The organism is Candidatus Baltobacteraceae bacterium (assembly GCA_036559195.1).
Classification (GTDB): Bacteria; Vulcanimicrobiota; Vulcanimicrobiia; order Vulcanimicrobiales; family Vulcanimicrobiaceae; genus JALYTZ01.
This window is the reverse complement of sequence record DATBTN010000047.1, coordinates 57,951-80,350: the sequence shown is the minus strand read 5'-3', so window position 1 is coordinate 80,350 and position 22,400 is coordinate 57,951. Positions and strand designations below refer to the sequence as shown.

22 protein-coding genes are annotated in these 22,400 nt (G+C 63.4%); 17 read left to right on the top strand and 5 right to left on the bottom strand.

The features are described 5' to 3' along the window. Positions 1–186: 186 nt before the first annotated feature. The 4 genes from dxs to VIG32_06770 are packed head-to-tail and all read left to right on the top strand — an operon-like array spanning position 187 to position 4,578. Entirely contained in the window at positions 187–2,085 is a 1,899-nt protein-coding gene (gene dxs / locus VIG32_06785; protein HEY8297712.1) for a 1-deoxy-D-xylulose-5-phosphate synthase, read from the top strand. A 31-nt stretch (positions 2,086–2,116) separates the two neighbouring features. Next, positions 2,117–2,488, top strand: a complete 372-nt coding sequence (gene secG / locus VIG32_06780) for a preprotein translocase subunit SecG (GenBank protein ID HEY8297711.1) — start codon at positions 2,117–2,119, stop codon at positions 2,486–2,488. Positions 2,489–2,496: 8 nt separating this feature from the next. Next, positions 2,497–3,504, top strand: a complete 1,008-nt coding sequence (locus VIG32_06775; protein HEY8297710.1) for an ABC transporter ATP-binding protein — start codon at positions 2,497–2,499, stop codon at positions 3,502–3,504. Positions 3,505–3,516: 12 nt separating this feature from the next. Then, on the top strand, positions 3,517–4,578 hold the full coding sequence (locus VIG32_06770; GenBank protein ID HEY8297709.1) for a dipeptide ABC transporter ATP-binding protein: 1,062 nt from the start codon (positions 3,517–3,519) through the stop codon (positions 4,576–4,578). On the opposite strand, the gene VIG32_06765 is transcribed toward VIG32_06770, so the two are convergent. From VIG32_06765 to VIG32_06755, 3 genes are all read right to left on the bottom strand, one after another. Continuing rightward, positions 4,564–6,081, bottom strand: coding sequence for a sialidase family protein (locus VIG32_06765; protein HEY8297708.1), 1,518 nt, complete (start codon positions 6,079–6,081; stop codon positions 4,564–4,566). The genes VIG32_06770 and VIG32_06765 overlap by 15 nt on opposite strands. Positions 6,082–6,109: 28 nt before the next feature. After that, positions 6,110–6,697, bottom strand: coding sequence for a hypothetical protein (locus VIG32_06760; protein ID HEY8297707.1), 588 nt, complete (start codon positions 6,695–6,697; stop codon positions 6,110–6,112). A 441-nt stretch (positions 6,698–7,138) separates the two neighbouring features. Then, positions 7,139–7,624, bottom strand: a complete 486-nt coding sequence (locus VIG32_06755; protein ID HEY8297706.1) for a hypothetical protein — start codon at positions 7,622–7,624, stop codon at positions 7,139–7,141. Positions 7,625–7,926: 302 nt separating this feature from the next. On the opposite strand from VIG32_06755, the gene topA reads away from it, so the two are divergent. The 12 genes from topA to VIG32_06695 all read left to right on the top strand — a co-directional run bounded on the left by topA (position 7,927) and on the right by VIG32_06695 (position 19,944). Continuing rightward, positions 7,927–10,089, top strand: coding sequence for a type I DNA topoisomerase (gene topA / locus VIG32_06750; protein HEY8297705.1), 2,163 nt, complete (start codon positions 7,927–7,929; stop codon positions 10,087–10,089). Then, complete coding sequence (gene trmFO / locus VIG32_06745) at positions 10,086–11,447, top strand: methylenetetrahydrofolate--tRNA-(uracil(54)-C(5))-methyltransferase (FADH(2)-oxidizing) TrmFO (protein ID HEY8297704.1); 1,362 nt, start codon at positions 10,086–10,088, stop codon at positions 11,445–11,447. The genes topA and trmFO overlap by 4 nt, the downstream gene beginning before the upstream one ends. After that, positions 11,444–11,971, top strand: a complete 528-nt coding sequence (gene hslV / locus VIG32_06740) for an ATP-dependent protease subunit HslV (GenBank protein ID HEY8297703.1) — start codon at positions 11,444–11,446, stop codon at positions 11,969–11,971. Before trmFO ends, hslV begins: the two co-directional genes overlap by 4 nt. Further along, the gene (gene hslU / locus VIG32_06735; protein ID HEY8297702.1) at positions 11,968–13,407 is read left to right on the top strand and encodes an ATP-dependent protease ATPase subunit HslU; all 1,440 of its coding nucleotides are present in this window, start codon (positions 11,968–11,970) and stop codon (positions 13,405–13,407) included. The genes hslV and hslU overlap by 4 nt, the downstream gene beginning before the upstream one ends. Before the next feature lie 20 nt (positions 13,408–13,427). Continuing rightward, complete coding sequence (gene def, locus VIG32_06730) at positions 13,428–13,964, top strand: peptide deformylase (protein HEY8297701.1); 537 nt, start codon at positions 13,428–13,430, stop codon at positions 13,962–13,964. Beyond that, positions 13,849–14,868 (top strand): methionyl-tRNA formyltransferase, encoded by a 1,020-nt coding sequence (fmt, locus tag VIG32_06725; protein HEY8297700.1) that lies wholly within the window; start codon positions 13,849–13,851, stop codon positions 14,866–14,868. The genes def and fmt overlap by 116 nt, the downstream gene beginning before the upstream one ends. A 45-nt stretch (positions 14,869–14,913) precedes the next feature. After that, a complete protein-coding gene (locus VIG32_06720) occupies positions 14,914–16,245 on the top strand; it encodes a transcription antitermination factor NusB (GenBank protein HEY8297699.1) in 1,332 nt (443 codons plus the stop codon). Beyond that, positions 16,242–16,940 (top strand): FhaA domain-containing protein, encoded by a 699-nt coding sequence (locus tag VIG32_06715; protein ID HEY8297698.1) that lies wholly within the window; start codon positions 16,242–16,244, stop codon positions 16,938–16,940. The genes VIG32_06720 and VIG32_06715 overlap by 4 nt, the downstream gene beginning before the upstream one ends. Further along, positions 16,937–17,362 (top strand): FHA domain-containing protein, encoded by a 426-nt coding sequence (locus VIG32_06710; GenBank protein HEY8297697.1) that lies wholly within the window; start codon positions 16,937–16,939, stop codon positions 17,360–17,362. Before VIG32_06715 ends, VIG32_06710 begins: the two co-directional genes overlap by 4 nt. Continuing rightward, entirely contained in the window at positions 17,353–18,090 is a 738-nt protein-coding gene (locus VIG32_06705) for a hypothetical protein (GenBank protein ID HEY8297696.1), read from the top strand. The genes VIG32_06710 and VIG32_06705 overlap by 10 nt, the downstream gene beginning before the upstream one ends. Further along, entirely contained in the window at positions 18,078–19,361 is a 1,284-nt protein-coding gene (locus VIG32_06700) for an FtsW/RodA/SpoVE family cell cycle protein (GenBank protein ID HEY8297695.1), read from the top strand. Before VIG32_06705 ends, VIG32_06700 begins: the two co-directional genes overlap by 13 nt. A gap of 115 nt (positions 19,362–19,476) precedes the next feature. After that, positions 19,477–19,944, top strand: a complete 468-nt coding sequence (locus VIG32_06695) for a cytochrome c (GenBank protein ID HEY8297694.1) — start codon at positions 19,477–19,479, stop codon at positions 19,942–19,944. Here the strand turns inward: VIG32_06695 and VIG32_06690 are convergent. Next, on the bottom strand, positions 19,934–20,527 hold the full coding sequence (locus VIG32_06690) for a hypothetical protein (protein ID HEY8297693.1): 594 nt from the start codon (positions 20,525–20,527) through the stop codon (positions 19,934–19,936). The two genes, VIG32_06695 and VIG32_06690, sit on opposite strands and share 11 nt — an antisense overlap. Before the next feature lie 109 nt (positions 20,528–20,636). On the opposite strand from VIG32_06690, the gene VIG32_06685 reads away from it, so the two are divergent. Continuing rightward, positions 20,637–21,923 (top strand): cyclopropane-fatty-acyl-phospholipid synthase family protein, encoded by a 1,287-nt coding sequence (locus VIG32_06685; protein HEY8297692.1) that lies wholly within the window; start codon positions 20,637–20,639, stop codon positions 21,921–21,923. Here the strand turns inward: VIG32_06685 and VIG32_06680 are convergent. Further along, positions 21,911–22,354 carry a Fur family transcriptional regulator gene (locus tag VIG32_06680; protein HEY8297691.1) on the bottom strand — a complete coding sequence of 148 codons (444 nt, stop codon included), beginning with the start codon at positions 22,352–22,354 and terminating at the stop codon, positions 21,911–21,913. The genes VIG32_06685 and VIG32_06680 overlap by 13 nt on opposite strands. Positions 22,355–22,400 lie beyond the last annotated feature (46 nt).

The following is a 22,400-nucleotide window of genomic DNA, read 5'->3' as shown; positions in this document are numbered from 1 at the left end:
AACTCGCACCCGCGCGAAGTGACTTCCTTAATAGGACTAATCGACCATTGACGGGTTAAGATTTAGTACAATTCAAGCGACCTCCGCCGATTTAAAGCAGGATTAACTTTGTAACGCAAAGTAACGGAGCGATAAAAGTCCGGCTGAGGACATCTTATGGCTTCGCCCGAATCGTTAGCGCACTACATGGTACTCGAACGCATCGACTCACCCGCCGATCTGAAATCGCTGACCCGTCCCGAGATCGATACCCTCGCTCAGGAGATTCGCGATCTGCTGGTGCGAACGTGTTCGCGTAACGGCGGGCATCTCGCGCCCAATCTCGGCGTGGTTGAGTTGACGCTCGCGCTCGAACGCATTCTCGATCTGCCGCAGGACAAGATCGTCTGGGACGTGAGCCATCAGGTCTACGTCCATAAAATCTTAACCGGCCGCAAGGATCGCTTCCACACGATTCGGCAAGGCGGCGGGCTGTCGGGTTTCGCGATGCGCGGCGAATCCGAGTACGATTCGTTTGGGGCGGGGCACGCGAGTACGAGCGTCTCGGCGGCGCTCGGCATGGCGCAGGCGCGCGATTTGGCGCATCGCACCGAAACGATCGTGGCGGTGATCGGCGACGGCGCGCTTACCGGCGGCCTCGCCTACGAAGCGCTCAACAACGCCGGGCAGATGAAGACGAACTTTATCGTCGTGCTCAACGATAACGAAATGTCGATCGCCCCCAACGTCGGCGCGATTTCGTCGTACCTCTCCGTGCTTCGCAGCAAGCCGCTCGCGAAGTTCGCGCGTCAAACCGGAAAGCGCGTGCTCGATCACATCCCGTTCGGCGGGACCGTAAAAAAGGGAATCGAAGCGGCCGAGATCGCGACGATGCATTTCGTCGCGCCGGCCGAAAAGACGGCCGTCATCTTCGAAGAGCTGGGTTTTCGGTATATGGGTCCGGTCGACGGTCACAACTTCGATTCGCTCGTCGATGCGATCGAAACGGCGAAACGTTTCGAGGGCCCCGTGCTCGTGCACGTGCGCACGATCAAAGGCAAGGGCTACAATCCGGCCGAGAGCGATTCGCGCACGTTCCACGGCGTGAGCACGCCTTTCGAGATCGAGAACGGCAATCTTCAGAAGAAGACCGACGCGCGACCGACGTTCTCCGACGTCTTCGGCGACGCCATGTGTGCGGTCGCATCGCGCGACCGGCGCGTCGTGGGCATCACTGCGGCGATGCCCGACGGGACCAAACTATCGAAGTTCGCCAAACAATTTCCGGATCGCTATTTCGACGTGGGCATCGCCGAGGCGCACGCAGTCTGCTTTGCCGCCGGCGCGTCGACGGCGGGGCTCAAACCGGTCTGCGCGATCTACTCGACGTTTTTGCAGCGCGCGTACGATCAGATCGTGCACGACGTGTGCGTCCAGAATCTGCCGGTCATTTTTTGTTTGGATCGTGCGGGCCTCGTGGGCGATGACGGACCGACGCACATGGGACTCTACGACATCGCATACTTGCGCACGCTGCCGAACATGACGCTGATGGCGCCGCGCAGTGAAGACGAACTGCTGCCGATGCTCGAGCACGCGCTGCGGCTCGACGGGCCGGTGGCGATTCGCTATCCGCGCGGCTGCACGAGCGGGCGCCACCGCGATCCGGTGGCACCGATCGAGCAGGGTCGGGCGGAGATCCTGCGCCGCGGCGGCGGGCTGGCGATTCTGGCCTACGGCAATACGGTCGATCTCGCCCTGGACGCATACGCGATGCTCGCGCAATCCGGCGGGGAAGCCGAACTGCCCACGATCGTGAATGCGCGGTTTGCCAAACCCCTCGATGAAGCTCTGCTGATGGAACTAGCGGGGGGGCATACGCACGTTCTCACCTTAGAAGAAGGCTCGCTCGCAGGCGGCTTCGGCTCGGCGGTCGTAGAGTTCGTCTCGGATCGTCGCTTGGGGCTGGCGGTGGAGCGTATCGGCGTTCCCAGCGTTCTGGTCCAGCACGACCGGCCGGAGAAACAACGAGCCCAGTTTGGCCTCAGCGCCGAGCACGTGGCCGCGCGCGCGGCGCGCGTCCTTGTCGCTCCAGTCCACCCGTGATAGAATCCCTTGTCTATGGAGAAGTACTAGCTTGACCACACTGCTGCTCGCCGCCGCCACGGCCGCGCCGAAGCAAATCCACCTCACGCCGCAACAAATCCAGCAGCTGATGCAGGCGCAGGCGGCCACGCAGCCGCAACTCGCGCCGCAGACGTGGTTCACGCAGCACGCGGGTTGGCTCACGCACGGTCTGGCCGGCCTCTTCGTTATCGCCGCGCTCGCGATGATCGTTTTACTCGCGGTTCAAACCACGAAACAAGAGGGTCTCTCGGGGACTATCGGCGGCCGCGTCGAGTCCAGCTACGGACGGATGGGCGCCGACGAACAGCTCAAGCGCATCACGGGCGTGGTTGCGGTAGGATTCGTGGTGCTCGGCACCATCTTGTCTCTCACCGGAATCTGAAGGCGCCCATGCCCCTTCTTGAAGTCAAGAATCTTCGGACCACGTTTCGTACCGAAGACGGCCCGGTAACGGCGGTCAACGGGCTTTCGTACTCGCTCGAGGCCGGTTCCACCCTCGGAATCGTCGGCGAGTCCGGTTCGGGCAAGTCGGTCAACGCGCTTTCGATCATGCGTTTGATCCAGCGCCCCGGCGAGATCGACGCCGAGAGCGAGATCTGGTTTAACGGCCAGAACTTGCTGAAACTCTCGGAGCACGAGATGCGTAAGATCCGCGGTCACAAGATCGCGATGATCTTCCAAGATCCGATGACCTCGCTCAATCCGGTACTCACCGTCGGCGAACAGATTAGCGAAGCGGTGCAGCTGCATCTGGGCTACAACAAAAAAGACGCGACCGAGAAGACGATCGAGATGTTCAAGAAGGTGCGAATTCCCGCACCGGAAAAGCGCATCCGCGAATACCCGCATCAATTTTCCGGGGGCATGCGCCAGCGCGTGATGATCGCGATGGCGCTCTCCTGCGATCCGCAGCTGCTCATCGCCGACGAGCCGACGACCGCGCTCGACGTGACGATCCAGGCGCAGATTCTCGAACTGATGAACGAGATGCAGCACGAAACCGGTGCGGCGATCATCATGATCACGCACGATCTGGGCGTGGTGGCCGAGGTCTGCAAGAACGTTCTCGTGATGTACGGCGGCAACATGGTCGAGTACGGCGCCGCCGACAAGATCTTTCAAGATCCGAAGATGCCCTACACGCAAGGCTTGCTCGCGTCGCTGCCGCGTTTGGACGAGAGCGAGCAGCGCCGGCTCGAGCCGATTCCCGGTCAGCCTCCCAACTTGCTGCGTCTGCCGCCCGGATGTGCGTTTGCGCCGCGCTGCAAGTATCGCATGCCGATCTGCGACGAAATCGTTCCCGTTTACGACTTCGGCGAGGATCACGTCGCGCGTTGCTGGCTCTACGACGAACGCTCCAAAGATCAGCGCCCCATCGATGTAGAAACGGTACACTAAATGACCGCTGCCATGCCAATCGAGACGGCGGCGCCGTCCTCAACGCTCGTCGATGTCAAAGACCTCGTCAAATACTTTCCGATTCATTCCGGGCTGCTCTCGCGGCACGTCGGCGACGTTAAGGCGGTCGATGGCGTAAGCTTCGATATCCGCAAGGGTGAAACGCTCGGGCTCGTCGGCGAGTCCGGTTCCGGCAAGACGACGATCGGGCGGCTCTTACTAAAACTGCTCCCAGCCACGAGCGGCGAGGTCTTCTTCGAAGGCCGCGACGTCTTGAAGCTCAATCGCACCGACGTGCGCTCGCTGCGAAAAGACATCCAGATCATCTTTCAGGATCCGTTCGCGAGTTTGAATCCGCGCATGACCGTTGGCGACATCGTCGGCGAGCCGATCCGCATTCACAACATCGCGCACGGCAAGGCCGCCGATACGCGCGTGCAGGATTTACTGAATCTCGTCGGACTGCAGCCCTATCACGCGAATCGCTACCCGCACGAATTCTCGGGCGGTCAGCGCCAGCGTGTTGGAATCGCGCGCGCGCTCGCGGTCGACCCGAAGTTTATCGTCTGCGACGAGCCGGTCTCCGCGCTCGACGTTTCGATTCAAGCGCAGGTCATCAACCTGCTCGAGGATCTCCAGAAGCAGCTTGGCTTAACCTATCTGTTCATCGCGCACGACCTTTCGGTCATTCGTCATATTTCGACGCGCGTCGCCGTCATGTACGTCGGCAAGATCGTGGAGGTCGCCGATCGCGATCCGCTCTACCACAACCCGCTGCATCCGTACACGCAGGCGCTCCTCTCCGCGATTCCGATCCCCGACCCGCGCGTCGAACGGCGCCGCAAACGTATCGTATTAACGGGCGACATCCCGTCGCCGGTCAATCCGCCGTCGGGTTGTCGCTTTCACACGCGTTGCCCGGTTGCGTTCGATCGCTGCACGATCGAGGAACCGCCGTTGCGCGAATACGCGCCCGGCCACTCGGCGGCATGTCACTGGGTCGAAGAGCACGGCGGTCAAGCACCCGACTTAGTGAATGGCCCGGTCGTCTTACCGCCGCTAAATCCCGCCTAGGAACGGACGAACGCGGCGCGGGCCGTGATCGGAGACCGCACCGCGGGCGGCGCGTTCGCCCTTAGAACTGCGCAACGCGCCGAACGATGCGGGAATAACGAGCGGCTGTGGCACGTAGATCGCTTCGTCGAGTGTCGCGATGACCGGCGGGTTGGCGACCGTATAGACCGGGATCGGGCGGCCTGCAACGTAGACGGCGGCTAAGTAATCGCCGACCATGCTGCCCTGTGTCGTCTGCGCGAGCCATTCGAGATTCATCGGGCCGGCGAGCGTCACAGGCGCGCTCCACGTCGCTCCGCCATCGCGCGATTCGACGAATCCGGCGTAGAGTAAGCACGACGCCATGGTGCACGTTCCATTCGCGTAGTAATCGTACGTTAGCGCCAAGCGGGCGCCGCCGCCCGACGACGTGCGATCGACTCCGAGCCCGGGGATGAAATGGTCGACGCCGCTGCCCGGCGGGTCGATCGGAATGCGCGCCGGCGCGCTCCAAACCGTGCCGTTACTCGACGTGCTGAGCACCAGATCGTTCTCCGTGCAGCCGCTTTGAAAGCGGCAGTCCTGCCATACTGCGTAGAGCGTTCCGGCGCCGTCGATTCCGGCCGAGACGAGCGGATTGCTGCGAATCGATCCGGCATCGAGATGGTCGGCAATCGACGAAACCAGCGTCGCAGCCGACCAGGTCGCTCCGCCGTCGTGCGATGCAAACGCCAAAACGCGCGCTTCGTTGAAATCGTCGATCGGCACGACGACGGTGCCGTTGGGCGCCACCAGGGGTTGACCGCCGATTCCGGTTGCCGCCCCGAGCGTGTTTTGCACGGGGCCCCACGAAAGGCCGCCGTCGTTCGAAACGTCGAGCCGGATGATGCCGGTGTTTCCGTCGTCGGTCTCGAGATAGCAACGCCCGTAATACGGACTGCTCGCCGTGTTATCGCAGGCGATCCAGTCCTTATCGGTCGACGGCTGCCCCGGCGCAACGGCGACCGGATCGAACCAGTGAACGGCATCGGTGGAACGGCTCACGAGCGCGGCGGGCGTCGGCGCGCGGTTGAAGAGGATCGGCAAGGATGCAACGAGCCACACCGCGTGCGCCGCGTCGTAGGTTACGGAAGGATCGCTCACGCTATCGAACGAGCCGGGCGGCGCGACGAGCGTCGTCGTGCCTGGGAGCACACCCGAATTCCACGTCGCGCCGCCGTCGAGCGAACTGGCAAACCCGATATCGGAAGCGCCGAAGCTGACGAATCGCCCGTCTTGGAACGCCGCAACGATCGTCGATCCGTTCGCGAACGCGGACGGTTCGACTTGCGTCGCGTGTTGGCTCGCCGAATTCGTGAACGGGTCCGTTGCGATGCGCACGCTGCGTGCCGAGGGGTTCGGCGGCGGCGTGCGCCCGGGGCCAGGTGCGGGCACGCCTCCGCTGCCGCTGCAGCCGGCGAGAATCGCGCCTGCGAATGCGAGTTCGGGCCACCATTTGCGCCCCATGCGCGTTACAACGCGCACGGACGCTCAAACGTGAGCGTCGCCGGCGTTACGCGCGGTGCGGTATCGGCCGCGACGAGCCGCCGCCCGCACCGGAAGCGTGCTGCACACCGGCACCGGCGCGCGGTTCCATCGCCGGCATGCGCGCGGCAGCCGGTTCGAACCGCGGCGAGTTTTGGAACGCGGGACTTTCGCCGATCGGCTGCGCGCGAATCGGTTCAACGGAGCGCAGAACGATCGGTTCGACGCCGGGCAGCGCGGCAATCGGCGCGCGCGTCGCGCGATCGGAAAGATCGCCGGCGACGGGCATACATTGGCCATTGGCGCCGCGCACTTGCGGAATCGATCGCGTCACGCGATCGACTTGCTCGGGTCTGGCTGCAAACGCGCAATCGTACGCATTCGAAGATTCGGCCGACAGCGCAGCATAACAGTCGCGCATGCATGAGACGATCGTTCCCTGCGAGCCGAGCGCACTTGTGGGTACGCACCGGTCGGCGGTCTCAAAACGGCCGCTGCCGACCTGAATACTCGTGACGACGACTTCGTTCGGACACGGTGCCGTTGCGGCTAGGCCCACTCCGCCGAACCCTAGGGCAAACCCGGTGAGAACGGCGAGCGACAAGAAGATACGCATCGTTTCTACCCCCGCAGTCGATTATAACAATCCGCGCGCGGAAAATCGAACGATTGGCAATTCGAACCGGCCCGCTGCAGCGGCCGGCCGACCGCCGGACGCTTCTTCGCCCTGAGGGCGAACGTTCCGAGCCGTCGTAGTAGCGTCATCGTCGTACCGGTAACGTAGGCCGCATGCGGTTCGGGCGGTCGTGTAGGTCTTCCGACCCACCGGCTATCCAAGCGTGCGGCGAGGCCTGTGTTAAGCTTCTGCGGACTCACTAGCAAGGCGCGCGCCCGCTTGCTACCATGTGACGGAAGGCGTTACAAACTTCAAGGAGGGGCTGCGAATGCGCGGCTTCTTTCTTTTCCCCGGCGGGCTGCCGCTGCGAGCGTGCAAACTAAAAGGCCGAGATGTTCTCTCGACCTTTTAATTTAGAGTAGTGCGCCTAGCGCGGATCCTCTAGGCTTTCTTTTTGCGACCGCCCTTACGGGTGGCTTTCTTGCGCGTGCCGGTGGCCTTTTTACGGCCGGCGGTTTTCTTGCGCGCGCCGGTCGTTTTTTTACGTCCGGCAGTTTTCTTACGTCCAGCGGTTTTCTTGCGTCCCGCCGTTTTCTTACGTCCGGCCGTTTTCTTGCGTCCGGCCGTTTTCTTACGTCCGGCAGTTTTCTTACGTCCGGCGGTTTTCTTGCGTCCGCCGGTGGCTTTCTTACGTCCGGCCGTTTTCTTACGTCCGGTGGCTTTCTTACGTCCGCCGGCAGCTTTTTTGCGTCCGGCAGTTTTCTTGCGACCCGTCGTCTTGCGGGCCGCGGTCTTGCGTCCCGTCGTCGACTTGCGAGCGGCCTTCTTACGGCCGGTGGCCTTTTTGCGTCCGCTCGATTTACGGCGTCCGCGTGACGGTTTTTCTTCCGCCATCGTTCCGCCGTTGGTCATCATATCGGAATCCATTCATTCCTCCCTCGGTCCCCGCGGGACCGACGATGATGTTGGATAGCGCACAATAAGTTTGGCGCTTTGAGCGCATCATATAACAATTGTTGCATCTAATGCAAATATTGGCGCAAATCGCCATGCAAAAACGCGCGCGAATCTCGGCGAAACGTTCCGCCGAGAAGCGATTTTCGGGGCCGTTCGGATGCGTTCGCTCCGACGCCGGGCGACGTCGCGGAGGCCGGCGCCGGCCTTCATTATATAGAGGGAAGGGCTCCGGCGATTGCCCGAGGGTTGACGACGGGGGTATACTTGGGCCTGTGAAAAAGCCCCTGATCATCGTCGAATCACCCACGAAAGCCAGGACGATCAAGAAGTTCCTTCCGGCGCGTTACGTCGTGAAGGCCTCGGTCGGCCACGTCCGCGATCTGCCGAAGAGCACGCTCGGCGTCAACGTCGACGACGGCTCCTTTACGCCGAAATATCTCACGATCAAAGGCAAAGGCGACGTGATCAAGGAGCTTAAAGCCGCAGTCAAGGGCGCGAGCGACGTCTACCTCGCCACCGACCCCGATCGCGAAGGCGAAGCGATCGCGTGGCACCTGGCCGAGTTGCTCAAACTCGAGGATCCCAAGCGTATCGAGTTACACGAGATCACCAAAGACGCGGCTCTCGATGCCATCAAGAACCCGCACAAGATCGATATCGACCGCGTGAACGCGCAGCAAGCGCGGCGCATCCTCGATCGCCTGGTCGGCTACAAAATCTCCCCGCTGCTGTGGGCGAAGGTTCGCGGCGGTCTCTCCGCCGGCCGAGTCCAGTCGGTGGCGGTGAAGCTCATCGTCGATCGCGAGCGCGAAATCGGCGCCTTCGTACCGCGCGAGTATTGGTCGATCACCGCACTCTTGAGTTCGCAAGCCGATGCGGAACTCGTGTTTCCGGCGGACTTGATCGGGCATAACGGCGAGAAGATCGAAGTGACCAAGCAAGCTGAGGCCGACGCCGTCGTCGCCGGTTTGCAGGGTGCGAGCTATCGCGTCGACTCGATCAAACACCGGGAAGTGCGTCGTAACGCGCCCGCGCCGTTTACGACCTCCACGCTTCAACAGGAAGCGTCGCGCAAATTACGTTTGCGGGTTCGCCGAACGATGCAGATCGCCCAGGGTCTGTACGAAGGCGTCGATCTTGGCAGCGAAGGCACCGTCGGCCTCATCACCTACATGCGAACCGATTCGACGCGCATCTCGGATAGCGCGCGCGACGCCGCGCGTGAGTTCATCACGCAGACCTACGGCGAGGCCTATCACGGGGGCGGCCGCACCCACAAGCTGCGCGAGGGCGCCCAGGACGCACACGAAGCGATCCGCCCCACGTCGGTGCATCATACGCCCGAAAAAATGGCGCACGTGCTCAAGCGCGACGAACTCCGTCTCTATGCGCTGATTTGGGAGCGATTCGTCGCCTCGCAGATGTCGGCGACGGTGCTCGATCAGACGGCGGTCGATATCGCCGCCAACGCGTACACGTTCCGCGCCACGGGCTCGGTCGTTAAATTCGCCGGCTTCACGAAGGTCTACGAGGAGGGTAAGGATGACGAAGCCGCCCTAAAGACCGACGCGGGAACGAAGAACGGCAAGGCGCCTTCAAAGGGGCGCGTGCGTTTGCCGGTCATTGAAGAACAAGAGACGCTCGACTTCCACAAACTCGATCCCAAACAACATTTTACCGAGCCGCCGCCGCGCTTTACCGAAGCGACGCTGGTCAAAGCGCTCGAAGAAAACCGCATCGGCCGTCCGTCGACCTACAGCACGATCGTCGAAACGATTCAAGCGCGCGGCTACGTGGTTCAAGTCGAGCGCCGCTTCGCGCCGACGGATATCGGCATCTCGGTCAACGACCTGCTCGCCGAGCACTTCCCCGATATCGTGGATACCAACTTCACCGCGACGATGGAGGGCGATCTCGACCAAGTCGCTATCGGCAACGGCGATTGGGTTGAGGTGTTGAGAAAGTTTTACGGTCCGTTCGCCCTCGAACTCGAAGAGGCGGAGAAGAAGCTTCCCAAGCTCGAGATTCGCGACGAGCCCACCGACGAGATCTGTCCCAATTGCGGCAAACCGATGGTTATCAAGACGGGACGATTCGGCCGGTTCATCTCGTGCACGGGCTATCCCGAATGTAAGACCACGCGCCCGATCCTTAAAGACACCGGCGCGAAATGCCCCAAAGACGGCGGCATGATCGTCGAACGTAAATCGCGCAAGGGCCGCACGTTCTACGGCTGTGCGAATTACCCCAACTGCGATTTCGTCTCGTGGGATCGCGTGATCCCCGAACCGTGTCCCGTTTGCGGCAGTTACGTGGTAGCGAAGTCGCGGCGCGGCGGCCAGTTGACCCTTGAATGTGCGGCCGACAAGGAACACGACGTCAGCTCGCTCGGGCAACAGTCCGAGCCGGAGGAGCGCGAACCGGTCGAAGTATGACGCGGCTTACGGTCATCGGCGGCGGCCTGGCGGGCTGCGAGGCCGCGTGGCAAGCCGCCCGCCAAGGCATCGACGTCGATCTTTTCGAGATGCGCCCGCACAAGAGCGGGCCGGCTCACAAAACCGGCAATCTCGCCGAGTTGGTCTGCAGCAATTCGCTGCGCGGCGCGGCTCTCGAAAACGCCGTCGGCTTACTAAAAGAAGAACTCGCGCAATTGCACTCGATCGTCGTCACCTCGGCGCGCGAGGCGGCGGTTCCGGCCGGCGGCGCGCTCGCGGTGGATCGCGAGCGGTTCGCCCGTGCCGTCCAAGCGCGTATCGCCGGCGAGCCTCGGATCGTCCTGCATCGCGACGAAGTCGCCGAGATCTCTCTGGATCGCCCCACGATCGTCGCGTGCGGGCCGCTTCCCTCCGAAGCCCTGCAGGCGGAGATCGACCGCGTTATCGGGTCGCAGCGGCTGCACTATTTCGATGCGGCGTCGCCCATCGTCAGTGCCGATTCGATCGATGAGACGCCGATGTATCGCAAATCGCGCTACGAGAAAGGCGATGGCGACGACTACGTCAACATCCCGCTCGATCGCGAGCAGTACGCCCAGCTCCTGCACGATCTGCGCACGTTGCCGCGCCACCAATCCAAGGAGTTCGAGAGCGACGCGAGCGTTAAATACTTCGAGGGCTGCCTGCCGATCGAAGAGATGGCCGACCGCGGCGACGATACGCTGCGATTCGGGCCGCTCAAACCGGTGGGCCTGCGCGATCCGCGAACCGGCGTTACGCCGCACGCCGTGGTGCAATTGCGCAAAGAGAACGCGGAAGGCACGGCGTTCAATCTGGTCGGCTTTCAAACGCGCCTAACGTGGCCGTCGCAAAAAGAAGCGTTTGGAAAACTGCCGGGTTTGGCACATGCCGAATGGCTGCGCCTAGGCGTCATGCATCGCAACACGTTCATCGATTCGCCGCGACTGCTCGATGAATCGCTAAAACTGCGCGGAACCGATGCGCTCTATTTCGCGGGGCAGATCACGGGAGCCGAAGGATACGTTGAAGCCGCGGCGTGCGGGGCGATGACGGGCATTCATGCGGCGCGAGCGATTCGCGGTCTGCCGGCGATTGCGTTCCCGCGCGAGACGGCGTTCGGCGCCGTGGTGGCGCATTTGCAGAACACCACCACCGTGGATTTTCAACCGGCCAACGTGACCTGGGCACCCTTTCCGCCGCTCGACCGCGAGATTCGCGAGAAGAAGGCTCGCCGCGGCGCGCTCGCTCGGCGCGCTCTCGCCGCGATCGATACCTTCGCGATCGAAGCGGATGTGAAACCACCGCAGCCGGCGCCGGGTACTGAAATGTTGATATGAGAATCCGCTCTACGACAATTCTCGCAGTCCGCCGCGACGGAAAGCTGGCGATCGCCGGCGACGGACAGGTGACGCTCGATAAGACCGTCATGAAACACGGCGCCCGTAAAGTTCGCAAGATTGCCGGCGGGAAAGTGCTCGCCGGCTTCGCGGGCTCCGCGGCCGACGGAATCACGCTGCTCGAGAAATTCGAAAAGAAGTACGGCGAGTACAAAGACCTGCAGCGAGCCGCCGTGGAGCTGGCCAAAGACTGGCGCCAAGATCGCGCGCTGCGCCGGCTCGAGGCGTTGCTCATCGTGGGAACGACCGAACAGCTGCTCGTCATCAGCGGCACCGGCGACGTGATCGAACCCGACGAGGGGATCGCGGCGATCGGAAGCGGCGGACCGTACGCGCAAGCCGCCGCGTCGGCGCTCGTGCGCAACACGTCGCTCGACGCGCAAGAGGTCGCGAAGAAGGGCCTGGAAATAGCCGGCGAGATCTGCATCTACACCAACGACAAGATCGTGGTGGAGACGCTATGAGCGAGGGTGGCGAACTCACCCCGCGCGGAATCGTGGCCGAACTCGACAAATACATCGTCGGGCAGGCTGCCGCGAAGCGCGCCGTTGCGATCGCTATGCGCAACCGCTATCGGCGTTCGCGCGTTCGCGAGGATCTGCGCGACGAAATTATCCCCAAGAACATCCTCATGATCGGCCCGACCGGCGTGGGCAAGACGGAGATCGCGCGCCGCTTGGCGCTGCTTGCCGGCGCACCGTTCGTCAAAGTCGAAGCGACGAAGTACACCGAGGTCGGCTACGTGGGGCGCGACGTGGAGTCGATGGTTCGCGACTTGGTCGAGCACGCCGTGCGCATGGTCACCGACGAACGCCGCGAAGAGGTTGTGGACGCCGCCGAAAAAATGGCGGTCGAACGCGTGATCGATCTGCTGCATCCGGAGACGCGGCCGCCCTCGGCGCAACAATCTCCGAATGCGTTTGCCGCGACCTTGGGATCGATCTTCGGCAACAATTTCGGCGGACAGCAGCCGACGGCACCGCCGCAACCGCAGCCGCCGCCGCAGCCACAGCCGAGCGGCGACGCGGCCGCCGTCCGCGAGCAAGCGCGCTCCGACGTGGAACGCGGCTTCTACGACGTGCGCCTCGTTGAGATAGAAATCGAGGAGCAGCCTTCGATGCCCATCGGCGTGATGGGCGGCGGATTCGATCAAACCGGCGGCGATATCGGCGAGATGCTCGGCGGAATACTGCCGAAAAAACGTGTCAAGAAGCGCGTGACGCTTGCCGAAGCGCGCCGAATTTTCGCGCAGGAAGAAGCCGCGAAGCTCATCGACATGGATGCGGTCAAGCGTGAAGCGCTTCGCCGCGCGAGCGAGCACGGCATCATCTTCATCGACGAGATCGACAAGGTCGCCGGGCGCCAAGGCGCCGGCGGTCCCGACGTCTCGCGCGAGGGCGTGCAGCGCGATATTCTGCCGATCGTCGAGGGTTCTACGGTCAACACCAAACACGGAGCCATCAAGACCGATCACGTGCTCTTTATCGCGGCCGGCGCTTTCCATATCAGCAAACCCTCGGATTTGATTCCCGAATTGCAGGGACGCTTTCCGATCCGCGTCGAGCTCGACTCGCTGACGGCCGATGATTTCCGCACGATCTTAACGCAACCCAAGAACGCACTGATCGAGCAGTACAAGGCGCTGCTTGCAACCGAGAACGTAACCTTGGAGTTCGGGCAGGATGCGATCGATCAGATTGCGGAGTTTGCCATGCAGGTCAACGATCAGAGCGAGAACATCGGCGCCCGCCGGCTGCACACGGTTCTCGAACGCCTGCTCGAAGACGTGAGCTACGGCGCGCCCGAGGAACGGGGAGCGGTCGCAATCGACGCCGCCTACGTTCGCGGAAAGCTGCAGGACGTGGTTACCAACGCGGATCTCACAAGCTATATCCTGTAGGACGGAGAAGAAAGGCGGCCATGCCCTACCTGCGCGAGATCGTCCAAGACGGCCACCCGGCCCTGCGCAAAATCGCCAAGCGCGTGGACCCGAAGGAGATCGCCGATCCGCTCTTTCAGCAATTGATCGACGATATGTTCGAAACGATGTACGACGCTCCCGGCGTCGGGCTGGCGGCGCCGCAGGTCAACGTCGCGAAGCGTTTGTTCGTGATGGACGCCGGCGAGGACGAGGAGCATCCCGAGGGCGGCGAGTTCGTCGTGATCAACCCCAAGATCGAGCTAGCCGAAGACGAAGTCGAAATGACCGAGGGGTGCCTCTCGGTGCGCGGCATGGTCGGCGAGATCGCACGCTTCAATCACGTCGCAGTCAGCGGCTTGGACCGTCACGGCAACAAGCTCCGCCTCGAAGGGAAAGGCCTCTTCGCTCAGGCGTTGCAGCATGAAATCGATCACCTCAACGGCGTACTCTATATCGACAAAGCCCAAAACATTCGCCCGGCCCGCACCGAAGAAGAGTTGGAGATCGCCGAGCAAGCCGCGGCCGACGCCTATTAGAACCCTCTTCTTTGGAACCAGCGAGTTCGCGGTTCCGAGCCTTCGCATGATGGCCGAGCATACGGATTTGCGCGGCGTCGTCACGCAGCCGGATCGACCCTCCGGTCGCGGACACAAACGTCGCGCGACGCCGGTAAAGCTCGCCGCGCTCGAGCTTGGGATTCCGGTTCACGAACCGTCATCGCTCGCCACGTTTGCGAGTACCGTCGGCGACGGCTACGACGTGTTCGCGCTCGCATCGTACGGCAAGATCCTGCCGCAAGCGCTGCTCGAACTACCGCGCTTGGGCGCACTCAACGTCCATCCGAGTCTCTTGCCGCGCTATCGCGGAGCGACGCCGCTGCAATCGGCCCTGCGCGACGGCGCAAACGAAACGGGCGTCACGATCATGCTCATGGATGCCGGGATGGATACGGGCGATATCGTGCTCCAGGAGCGCACGCCCATCGACCCCGACGAAACCTACGGCGACCTGCACGATCGGCTCGCGCATTTCGGAGCGCTGGTACTGCGCCACGCGATCGACCTCGCGCAGAGCGGATTCATTCCGCGCGAGCCGCAACGCGGCGAACCGAGCGTTACGCGACCGATCGTCAAGGGCGATCTCGAGATCGATTGGAGGTGGGACGCGGCTCGCATCATAAATACCGTGCGCGCCTTTTCACCCCGGCCGGCCGCCCGCGCGACCGTCGCGCGGACGCCGCTCAAAGTGCTGCGCGCCGAGATCGGCACCGGCTCCTCGGGTTGCGAACCCGGCGAAATCGTGGGCGTCACGCCCCCGTCGGTAACCGTCCAATGCGGCCGCGGCGCCGTCAACCTCGTCGAAGTCATCGCCCCCAACAAGCCCGCCGCGACCGGCGCCGCCTTCGCGTCACACATCGCCCTCAACGACCCCAAAGGATAGGACCCATGGTAAGAGTGCCCGCCGAGTTCCCGGAGAGCCGTTCCAATTAACGCTCGCGAAGTTGCGCTGGCCGTCTTGCGCGATGTGTTTCCGGTGGAGCAGCCGGCGATCGATCGGTCCGCGCAGGAATCGCTCGATTATCGGATTCGCAAGTCGACGTTGAGCGACCGGGATCGAGCATTCGCAACCGAACTCGCCTACGGTTCGATCAAGATGCGACGCGCGCTGGATTGGTATTTGCGGCCGTACACGGGGGCGCGCGATAAACCGCTGCCGCCGACCATTGCGGAGATTTTGCGGCTTGGCGTTTACGAGTTTGCGTACACGAGCGCGCACGAGCACGCGACCACCAACGAATTGGTGAACCTCGCAAAACGGTACGGCCACCGCGGCACGGCGGGCGTTGTAAACGCCGTCTTGCGTTCGTTCTTGCGCGACAAACCGGGCCCGCCGCAGCGCGAAGATTTCGAGAACGAGGACGAGTATCTCGGCGTGAAATATTCGTTTCCAACGTGGGTCGTGCGGCAATGGCGCGCCTGCTTCGGAGACGAACGCATCGAAGCGATTCTGGACGCGAGCAACGCTCCGGCGCAGAGCGCCGTCGCAATCAACCCCGCCAAGACGACGCTCGACGCGGTTGGGGCGTGGTTCGTCGAACGCGGAACGACCGCGGTGGCCTCGGAGTTCGCGCGCGACTCGCTGCTCGTGGGTGACGCCTCGCTCGCGCGTTCGGGCGAACGCGATGCTGCCGGGGCTTGGTGGGTGCAGAGCGAATCTTCGGCCATGCCGGTCGACATTCTCAATCCTCAGCCGGGTGAGGCGATCCTGGACGTGTGCAGCGGACGCGGCAACAAAGCGCTGCAGAGCGCGGGACGTCTCGGCGGCGAGGGATCGTTGACGTGTATCGAACGCGACGTGCGCCGCTCCTCAACGCTCGAGCGGCGTTTGACCGATGCCGGATTCAGCGCGACCATCGTCACGGGCGACGCTACCGAGCTCGATCTCGATCGACGCTTCGATCGCCTGCTCGTCGACGCGCCATGTTCGGGCATCGGCGTCATGGGCCGTCATCCCGAGGCGCGCTGGCGCAAGCGCGCCGACGATGGCGAACGGCTGGCGCAGACGCAGCGGGCCTTGCTCGACGCGCTGACGCCTCGATTGTACGATGGCGGCTCGCTGGTCTACGCGGTCTGCTCGACCGACCCGAAGGAGACGACCGAGGTCGTCGAGTGGTTGCTGCAGACCCACAACGTGCAGCGCGGTTTGATTCCCGCGAATTACGAGCCGCTGCAAACCGTCGACGGCGACGTGCTCGTACCGCCGGGCTTGGGCGGTCGCGACGGATTCTTCATCGCGAGGCTCGAGCGCCGAGCATGAGCCTCTTCGCACGGATCGAGGAAGCGTGTGCGGCGTTCATCGAGCGCGCGTTCGCCAAGACGTTCCCGAGCGACCTCGAGCCGGCTCAAATCGCCCGCAAGCTCGTCGCGACGATGGAGACGCGCACGCAGAACGACGACGGGCGCATGAGTTCGCCCTCACATTTCACCGTGTTGGTCCACACGTCGGACTTCGAACGCCTCGCACCTCATCGCGAGTATCTCGAACGCGAATGGGCCGCCCTGCTGGCCGATGTGGCCGGCCGCGTCGGCATCACCTTCGGCGGAGTCGATCCGGTCGTGGAGCTCGACGAACAGATCGGCATCGTTGCCGGTTCGGTCGAGATCGAGGCGTGGTCTCCGGAATCGCCGGAGCCGGCGAACGCGAACGGCCCGTCGCACAACGGGTTCGTGCTGCGAATGGTCAAAGGCGTGCCGCCGGACGCAGTCTACGCGCTCAAGCGCACCACGCGCGTGGGACGCAGCGAAGATCGGGATCTTTTTTTGGTCGATCCGAGCGTTTCGCGCGCGCACGCCATCATCGAGACCGACGCCGGCTGGCCGGTACTGCACGATCTCGGATCGACCAATGGAACCTTCGTTAACGGCGAACGAATCAGTAGCCAGCGCCTCGAAAACGGCGATGTGGTTGCCTTTGGAAACACACAGCTGCGCTTCGAGGCGCTCGACCCTTGACGTTTGCCGCGCACATGCGCCTGGGCTCGCTGGAAATCTTGACCGCGCTCGTCGTTTTCGGTGTGGTGACCAACCGGATCCGTCCGCGTCCGCCGGCGGACCCCGCAGCGTTCGCGCCGCTCCGCATCGAATTCGAAATCGGCGAGCCGGGCGTCGGCAAACGCCGGGCCGGCGCGCCGCTACCCTGCGTGGTGGGCCGGGCCTCGGACGTGGAGGTGCCGCTCGCGGACGGCGAGGTCAGCCGCCGGCACGCAAAATTCGATGCCGAGGGCGGAGTCGTCTACCTGAGCGATCTACGGAGCAGCAATGGAACGTTCTTAAACGGGGAACGGGTTACCGAGAGCATCGAAGTGCGGCCCGGGGATATACTAGATGTGGGGTCTACGCGAATGACGATCTTGGATCGGGACCAATGGAAGTAGCGGTCAGCGGCGATCGCGGCTGCGTGCTTTCGGCGCGTCTCGCTCCGGCGACGTATCTGTTTGCGGTCGCACACGGTTTCGGCACGATCGACGGCGAGCCGCCGGCACGCGTCGCGCTCGGGCGCCTGCGAGGTGAGTTCGAACGGCGCTCGCGTAACGATCGGTTGCGGCGCGTGCAACTCCGGCCGAAGGCCGTGACCGGCGCGCTGATCGGCGCGCTCGCGCGCGTGAACGGCGATCTGTATTCGCGTTCGGCCTCGCACGACGATTACGTAACCAGCGGCTGCTCGGTCACCGCCGCCCTCGTGATCGACGCGCGGGTCTATCTCGCGCACGTCGGCAGTACGGCCGCCTATCTTTCGCGCGACGGCTACGTGGTCGGCCTCACCAAAGACGATGCCTTCGATGCCGATGGGCTTTCCGTTTTAACGCGAGCCGTTGGAATCGAGCCGCATCTGGAAGTCGCCGTCTGCAGTTTCGCTTTGACCGGCGGCGATGCGCTCGTGCTCTCCGGGCGGCGCACGCGAACGAGTGACGACCGCCGGCGCCTCTCCGAGCAGCTCGTGTGGGGTCCAGGCCACGCTGGCAAAGACGATCTGCTCATCGTGCGCTACGACGCTGAAGTGGAACCGGCGAGCTCGGCGGCGTGCGCGCCGCCGCTCTGGCGCACGGTTCTCACGACGCTTGCCGCGACTGCCGCGTTCTACGCCGCTCTGTGCCTCCAGTAACTATCACGCTTCGGCGCCTCGCTCCAACGGCGATCGCGATCGCCGTCGCCGCGCTGATGCTTTCGTTCGTGCCGCCGAAAACGGTCACGCCCTGGTTACTGGTCGTGCTCGCCTGCGCGAGCGTCGCATGGGTGCTCTGGCAGCCCAAAGACGCGCGCCGTGACGACGTGCTGCCCGCCATCGCAATCGTGCTCTCGGCGCTCGGCTTAACGCTGGTGGCCCGCATCTCGCCGCAACTTGCCCACAAGCAGCAATACTGGCTGCTGATCTCCCTGCTGCTGGCGATCGTGGCCGGTCCGGCGTTCACGCAATTCCGGCGGTTGGCATCGTTTAAGTATTTGTGGGTGCTGGGATCGCTCGTCCTATTTCTCATGCTCGTCATCTTCGGTCAAGAAGTCAACGGCGCGAAATTGTGGATCAAACTCGGTCCGGTACAATACGAGCCCGTCGAGCTGATAAAACTGTTCATCGTGTTTTTCTTGGCGGCCTATCTCGCGGAGACGGCCGACGTCATCGCGACGGCGAAGCCGTGGTCGATACGCGCGAACGTGAAGTATTTGGGACCGCTCTTTTTGGGGTGGGGCGCTTCGATGGCGATCCTGATCCTGCAGCGCGATCTCGGCATGGCGACCCTCTTGCTCGCAACCTTTGCCGCCTTGCTCTACGTGGCGACGCGCCGAATCGATCTGGTGATCGGCGGGTTCGGCGTCTTCGGTGTGGTTGCGCTTTGGGCGATGCACCACTATAGCTACGTGGCAACGCGCATCGCCGTCTGGCGCAATCCGTTCGCCGACCCGCTCGGCGCCGGCTATCAGGCCGCGCAGGGGTACTACTCGCTGGCCGCCGGCGGTCTCTTCGGCACCGGCTACCGCTTGGGCCATCCGGGATTCATTCCCGATGTCGGGACCGATTATATCTACGCCGCGTTCTCCGAAGAATTCGGCGCGCTCGGCGCGGTCGTGTTGCTCGGGCTCTTTTTTCTGCTGGTGCGGCGCATTCTCGGCGTGGCGTTCTCGCAACCCGATCTCTACACGAAGCTGCTGGCGGTCGGTCTTTCGGCTACGCTCGGTTTCCAAGTCGTGATCATCGTGGGCGGCGTCATCGGACTCTTCCCGCTCACCGGAATCACGCTCCCGTTCATCTCCTACGGCGGCAGTTCGCTCGTCGCAAACTTCCTACTCGTAGCCCTAGCCTGGGCAATGAGCGCCCAACCCCTCTGTCATCCTGAGCCCGTCGAAGGACGGACCCACGGTTCGACAAACTCACCATGACAAACGCGCCCCCCCTCTTTGTCATCCTGAGCTTGTCGAAGGACAGAGCTCGTCGAAGGACAGAGCTCGTCGAAGGACCAAGTTGTCGAAGGGCGTTTTCGAAAGGACGTGCTGTATGCGACCATCATCTCTCATCGCACTTAGCGGCATACTGGCCGTGGCGCTGCTCGCGACGGGCTGTTCGAAGAACAGCACCTCGACGGACACGAGCACGACGACGAGCAGCGCGACCACCGCTCCGAAATCGGCGGGCGGCGCCGCGAATGCGCACGGCGCGCAAGTCTTTTCGAGCAACTGCGCGAGTTGCCACCAGGCCGCGGGCCAAGGGCAGCCCGGCGCGTTTCCGCCGCTGGCCAAGAATTCGGTCGTTACGGGCGACGCGGCCAAAGTGATCCACATCGTGAAATACGGTTTGACCGGCAAGATTCAAGTGAACGGCCAGAGCTACAACGGCCAGATGCCGCCGTGGAAGGGTCAACTCAGCGACGCGGACATCGCATCGGTGATTACCTACGTGCGATCGTCGTGGGGCAACTCGGCCGGGCCGGTAACCACGGCGCAAGTGACCGCGGTCAAGCAATAGCCGCGAGAAAGTCGCACGCGAAGAGGCGCTCGACGTAGCCGAACATCGGCGCGTCGACGCGCCGCAAGCGCTCGCGCGTGGCGCGCGGCCAAAACGATTGCGGATCGTTGGCCTCGACGTACGCGCGCAGGCTTTCGGCAAAATATTCATCCAGGCCGGTAGCGGCGTACGGCGTAACGAACGCGCGGGCATCGGCGAAGAGCCGGCGCAGTGCGGGATCGACGCTCGAACGGTAGACACCGCCCCCGAGCGCGCAGTCCAAGGCGTGACCGAATTCGTGGGCCACGGTCATAGCGCTGCGCGATCGCAAATACATGCAACGCTCCTCGACGACGAAGAGGCCGGCCGGCGGCGCCGGCCAGCTATCGACGTCGACGCCGAGCCGCTGCAGCGCCGCCGAAGCTTGCGCGTAGCGCTGATTGCGAAGCAGCGGAACGACGCGAACGCCGTGACGGCTCGCGTAGGTGAGAGCGGGCGCACCGAATCGTGCGAGCGTTCGCGCGATCGCGGCAACCCCGGTGACGCCGAGCGTCGAGCGCGTGTCGATAAGATCGAGGGCGAGGTTCGCAATCGATTGGTCCATTCGACCGACTCTGCCGCACGCAGGTGACGCTGAGGTTGCCGGGGGTTTGCCGGCTCGCCGTATTTCACTGCGGCGGGAGCCCCGCACCCGCGCGCGAAACGCCTGCAGGATGATCGTCGAAACGTTTGCATCGACCGATCCTCATGCCCGGATTGCGGCGGCGATTCTGCGGCTGATCTTCGGAGAATCCTATGCGCGCCGATTCGCCGTGTGCCTCTGGGACGGCACCGAGATCCCGGCCGAGATCCACGCGGATTTCACGCTGCGAATCAACACCCCGGCGACGCTGCGAATGGCGTTCGCGCCGCCGGTCGATCTCAACGCCGGGCGCGCCTTTGCCGCCGGCCTGCTCGAATGCGACGGCGATATGGAAGCCGCGGTCGACGAACTGTACCGGGCGCTCGAACGCATGCCGCGCCCCACGATGGCGCGGCTCTTGCTCTTGCTGATGCGCTTGCCGAAGGGCAAATTTCCGCCGCTGCACGAGGCGCGTTTGAACGGCCGCATGCATTCGCGCGCGCGCGATCGCGCGGCCATCGGATTCCACTACGATCAGCCGGTCGATTTTTACCGGACGTTTTTGGATCGCGAACTGGTATACTCGTGCGCTTACTACGACGATGGCGTCGACAATCTCGACGACGCGCAAATCGCGAAGATCGATCACACGCTGCGTAAATTGCGGCTCGCGCGCGGCGAACGGCTGTTGGATATCGGCTGCGGATGGGGCGCGCTCGTCGTGCGCGCGGCCAAGCAGTTCGGGGCCGACGTGCTCGGCGTAACGCTGAGCCGGGCGCAGTACGAAGAGGCGCAACGACGGATCGCGGCGGCCGGCGTGGAGAGCCACGCGCGCGTCGAGTTGTGGGATTACCGCGAACTGCCAAAGACGACGTTCGACAAGATCGCGAGCATCGGCATGTTCGAACACGTCGGCCGTTCCAAGCTCCCCGAGTATTTCGAGACGGCGTTTTCGTTGCTCAAACCCGGCGGATTGTTTCTAAATCACGGCATCGCCGAACAAGGGCCGGGGCGTAAAGGCGGCAAGTCGAGCGGGTTTATGGAGCGGTTCATCTTTCCCGATGGCGAGCTGGTGGCGGTTTCCGACGCGCTGCTCGTAGCGGAACGAGCCGGTTTCGAGGTTCGGGACGTCGAGAATCTGCGCGAGCACTACATGCGAACGTTGCGCGCGTGGGTTGCGAATCTCGAGCGTAACGGGTCGACCGCGATAGCGACCGCCGGAGAGCAAGCGTTTCGAACGTGGCGGCTCTATATGGCCGGCAGTGCACAGGGCTTTAGAATCGGGCGGATCGGCCTCTTTCAGTCATTGCTCGCCAAGCCCGAGGGTGGGGGACGCGTGGATCTGCCGCCGACGCGGCGCGAACTCTACGCCGGTTGAGCGCTTCGACACGCCGCGCAGCGGCCGTGCAGGCTCACGAGAACCTCGCTCACTTCGACGCCATGCGTACGAGCGAGATCGCCGACGACGCGTTTGGGGATTTGGTAGTCGACGTCTTGCACGCTGCCGCAGCGGTCGCAGCGAAAATGCGCGTGGGCCGCGCCCGAGGGTTCGTAGTACGCGCTATCCGCTCCCGGAAGCAGAATCTCGGCGACCAGGCCCATGTCGCGCAAACGGGCGAGCGCTCGATAGACGGTCGTGAAACCGATGCCCGGCTGCCGGTCCTTCGCGAGGGCGTAGACGTCGGACATAGCCAAGTGCGTACCTCGGCCCTGTTCGCGGACGATCTCGTACACGAAGCGGTAGTTTTTGGCCAAATGGGGCTGGGCGGAGGTGAGGCTGTCGGTCATAAGCTGGCGCCATTGTACCATATCCTCCTCGCAGGCAAGGAACTGAACGTCATTTTCAAGGGGAAAA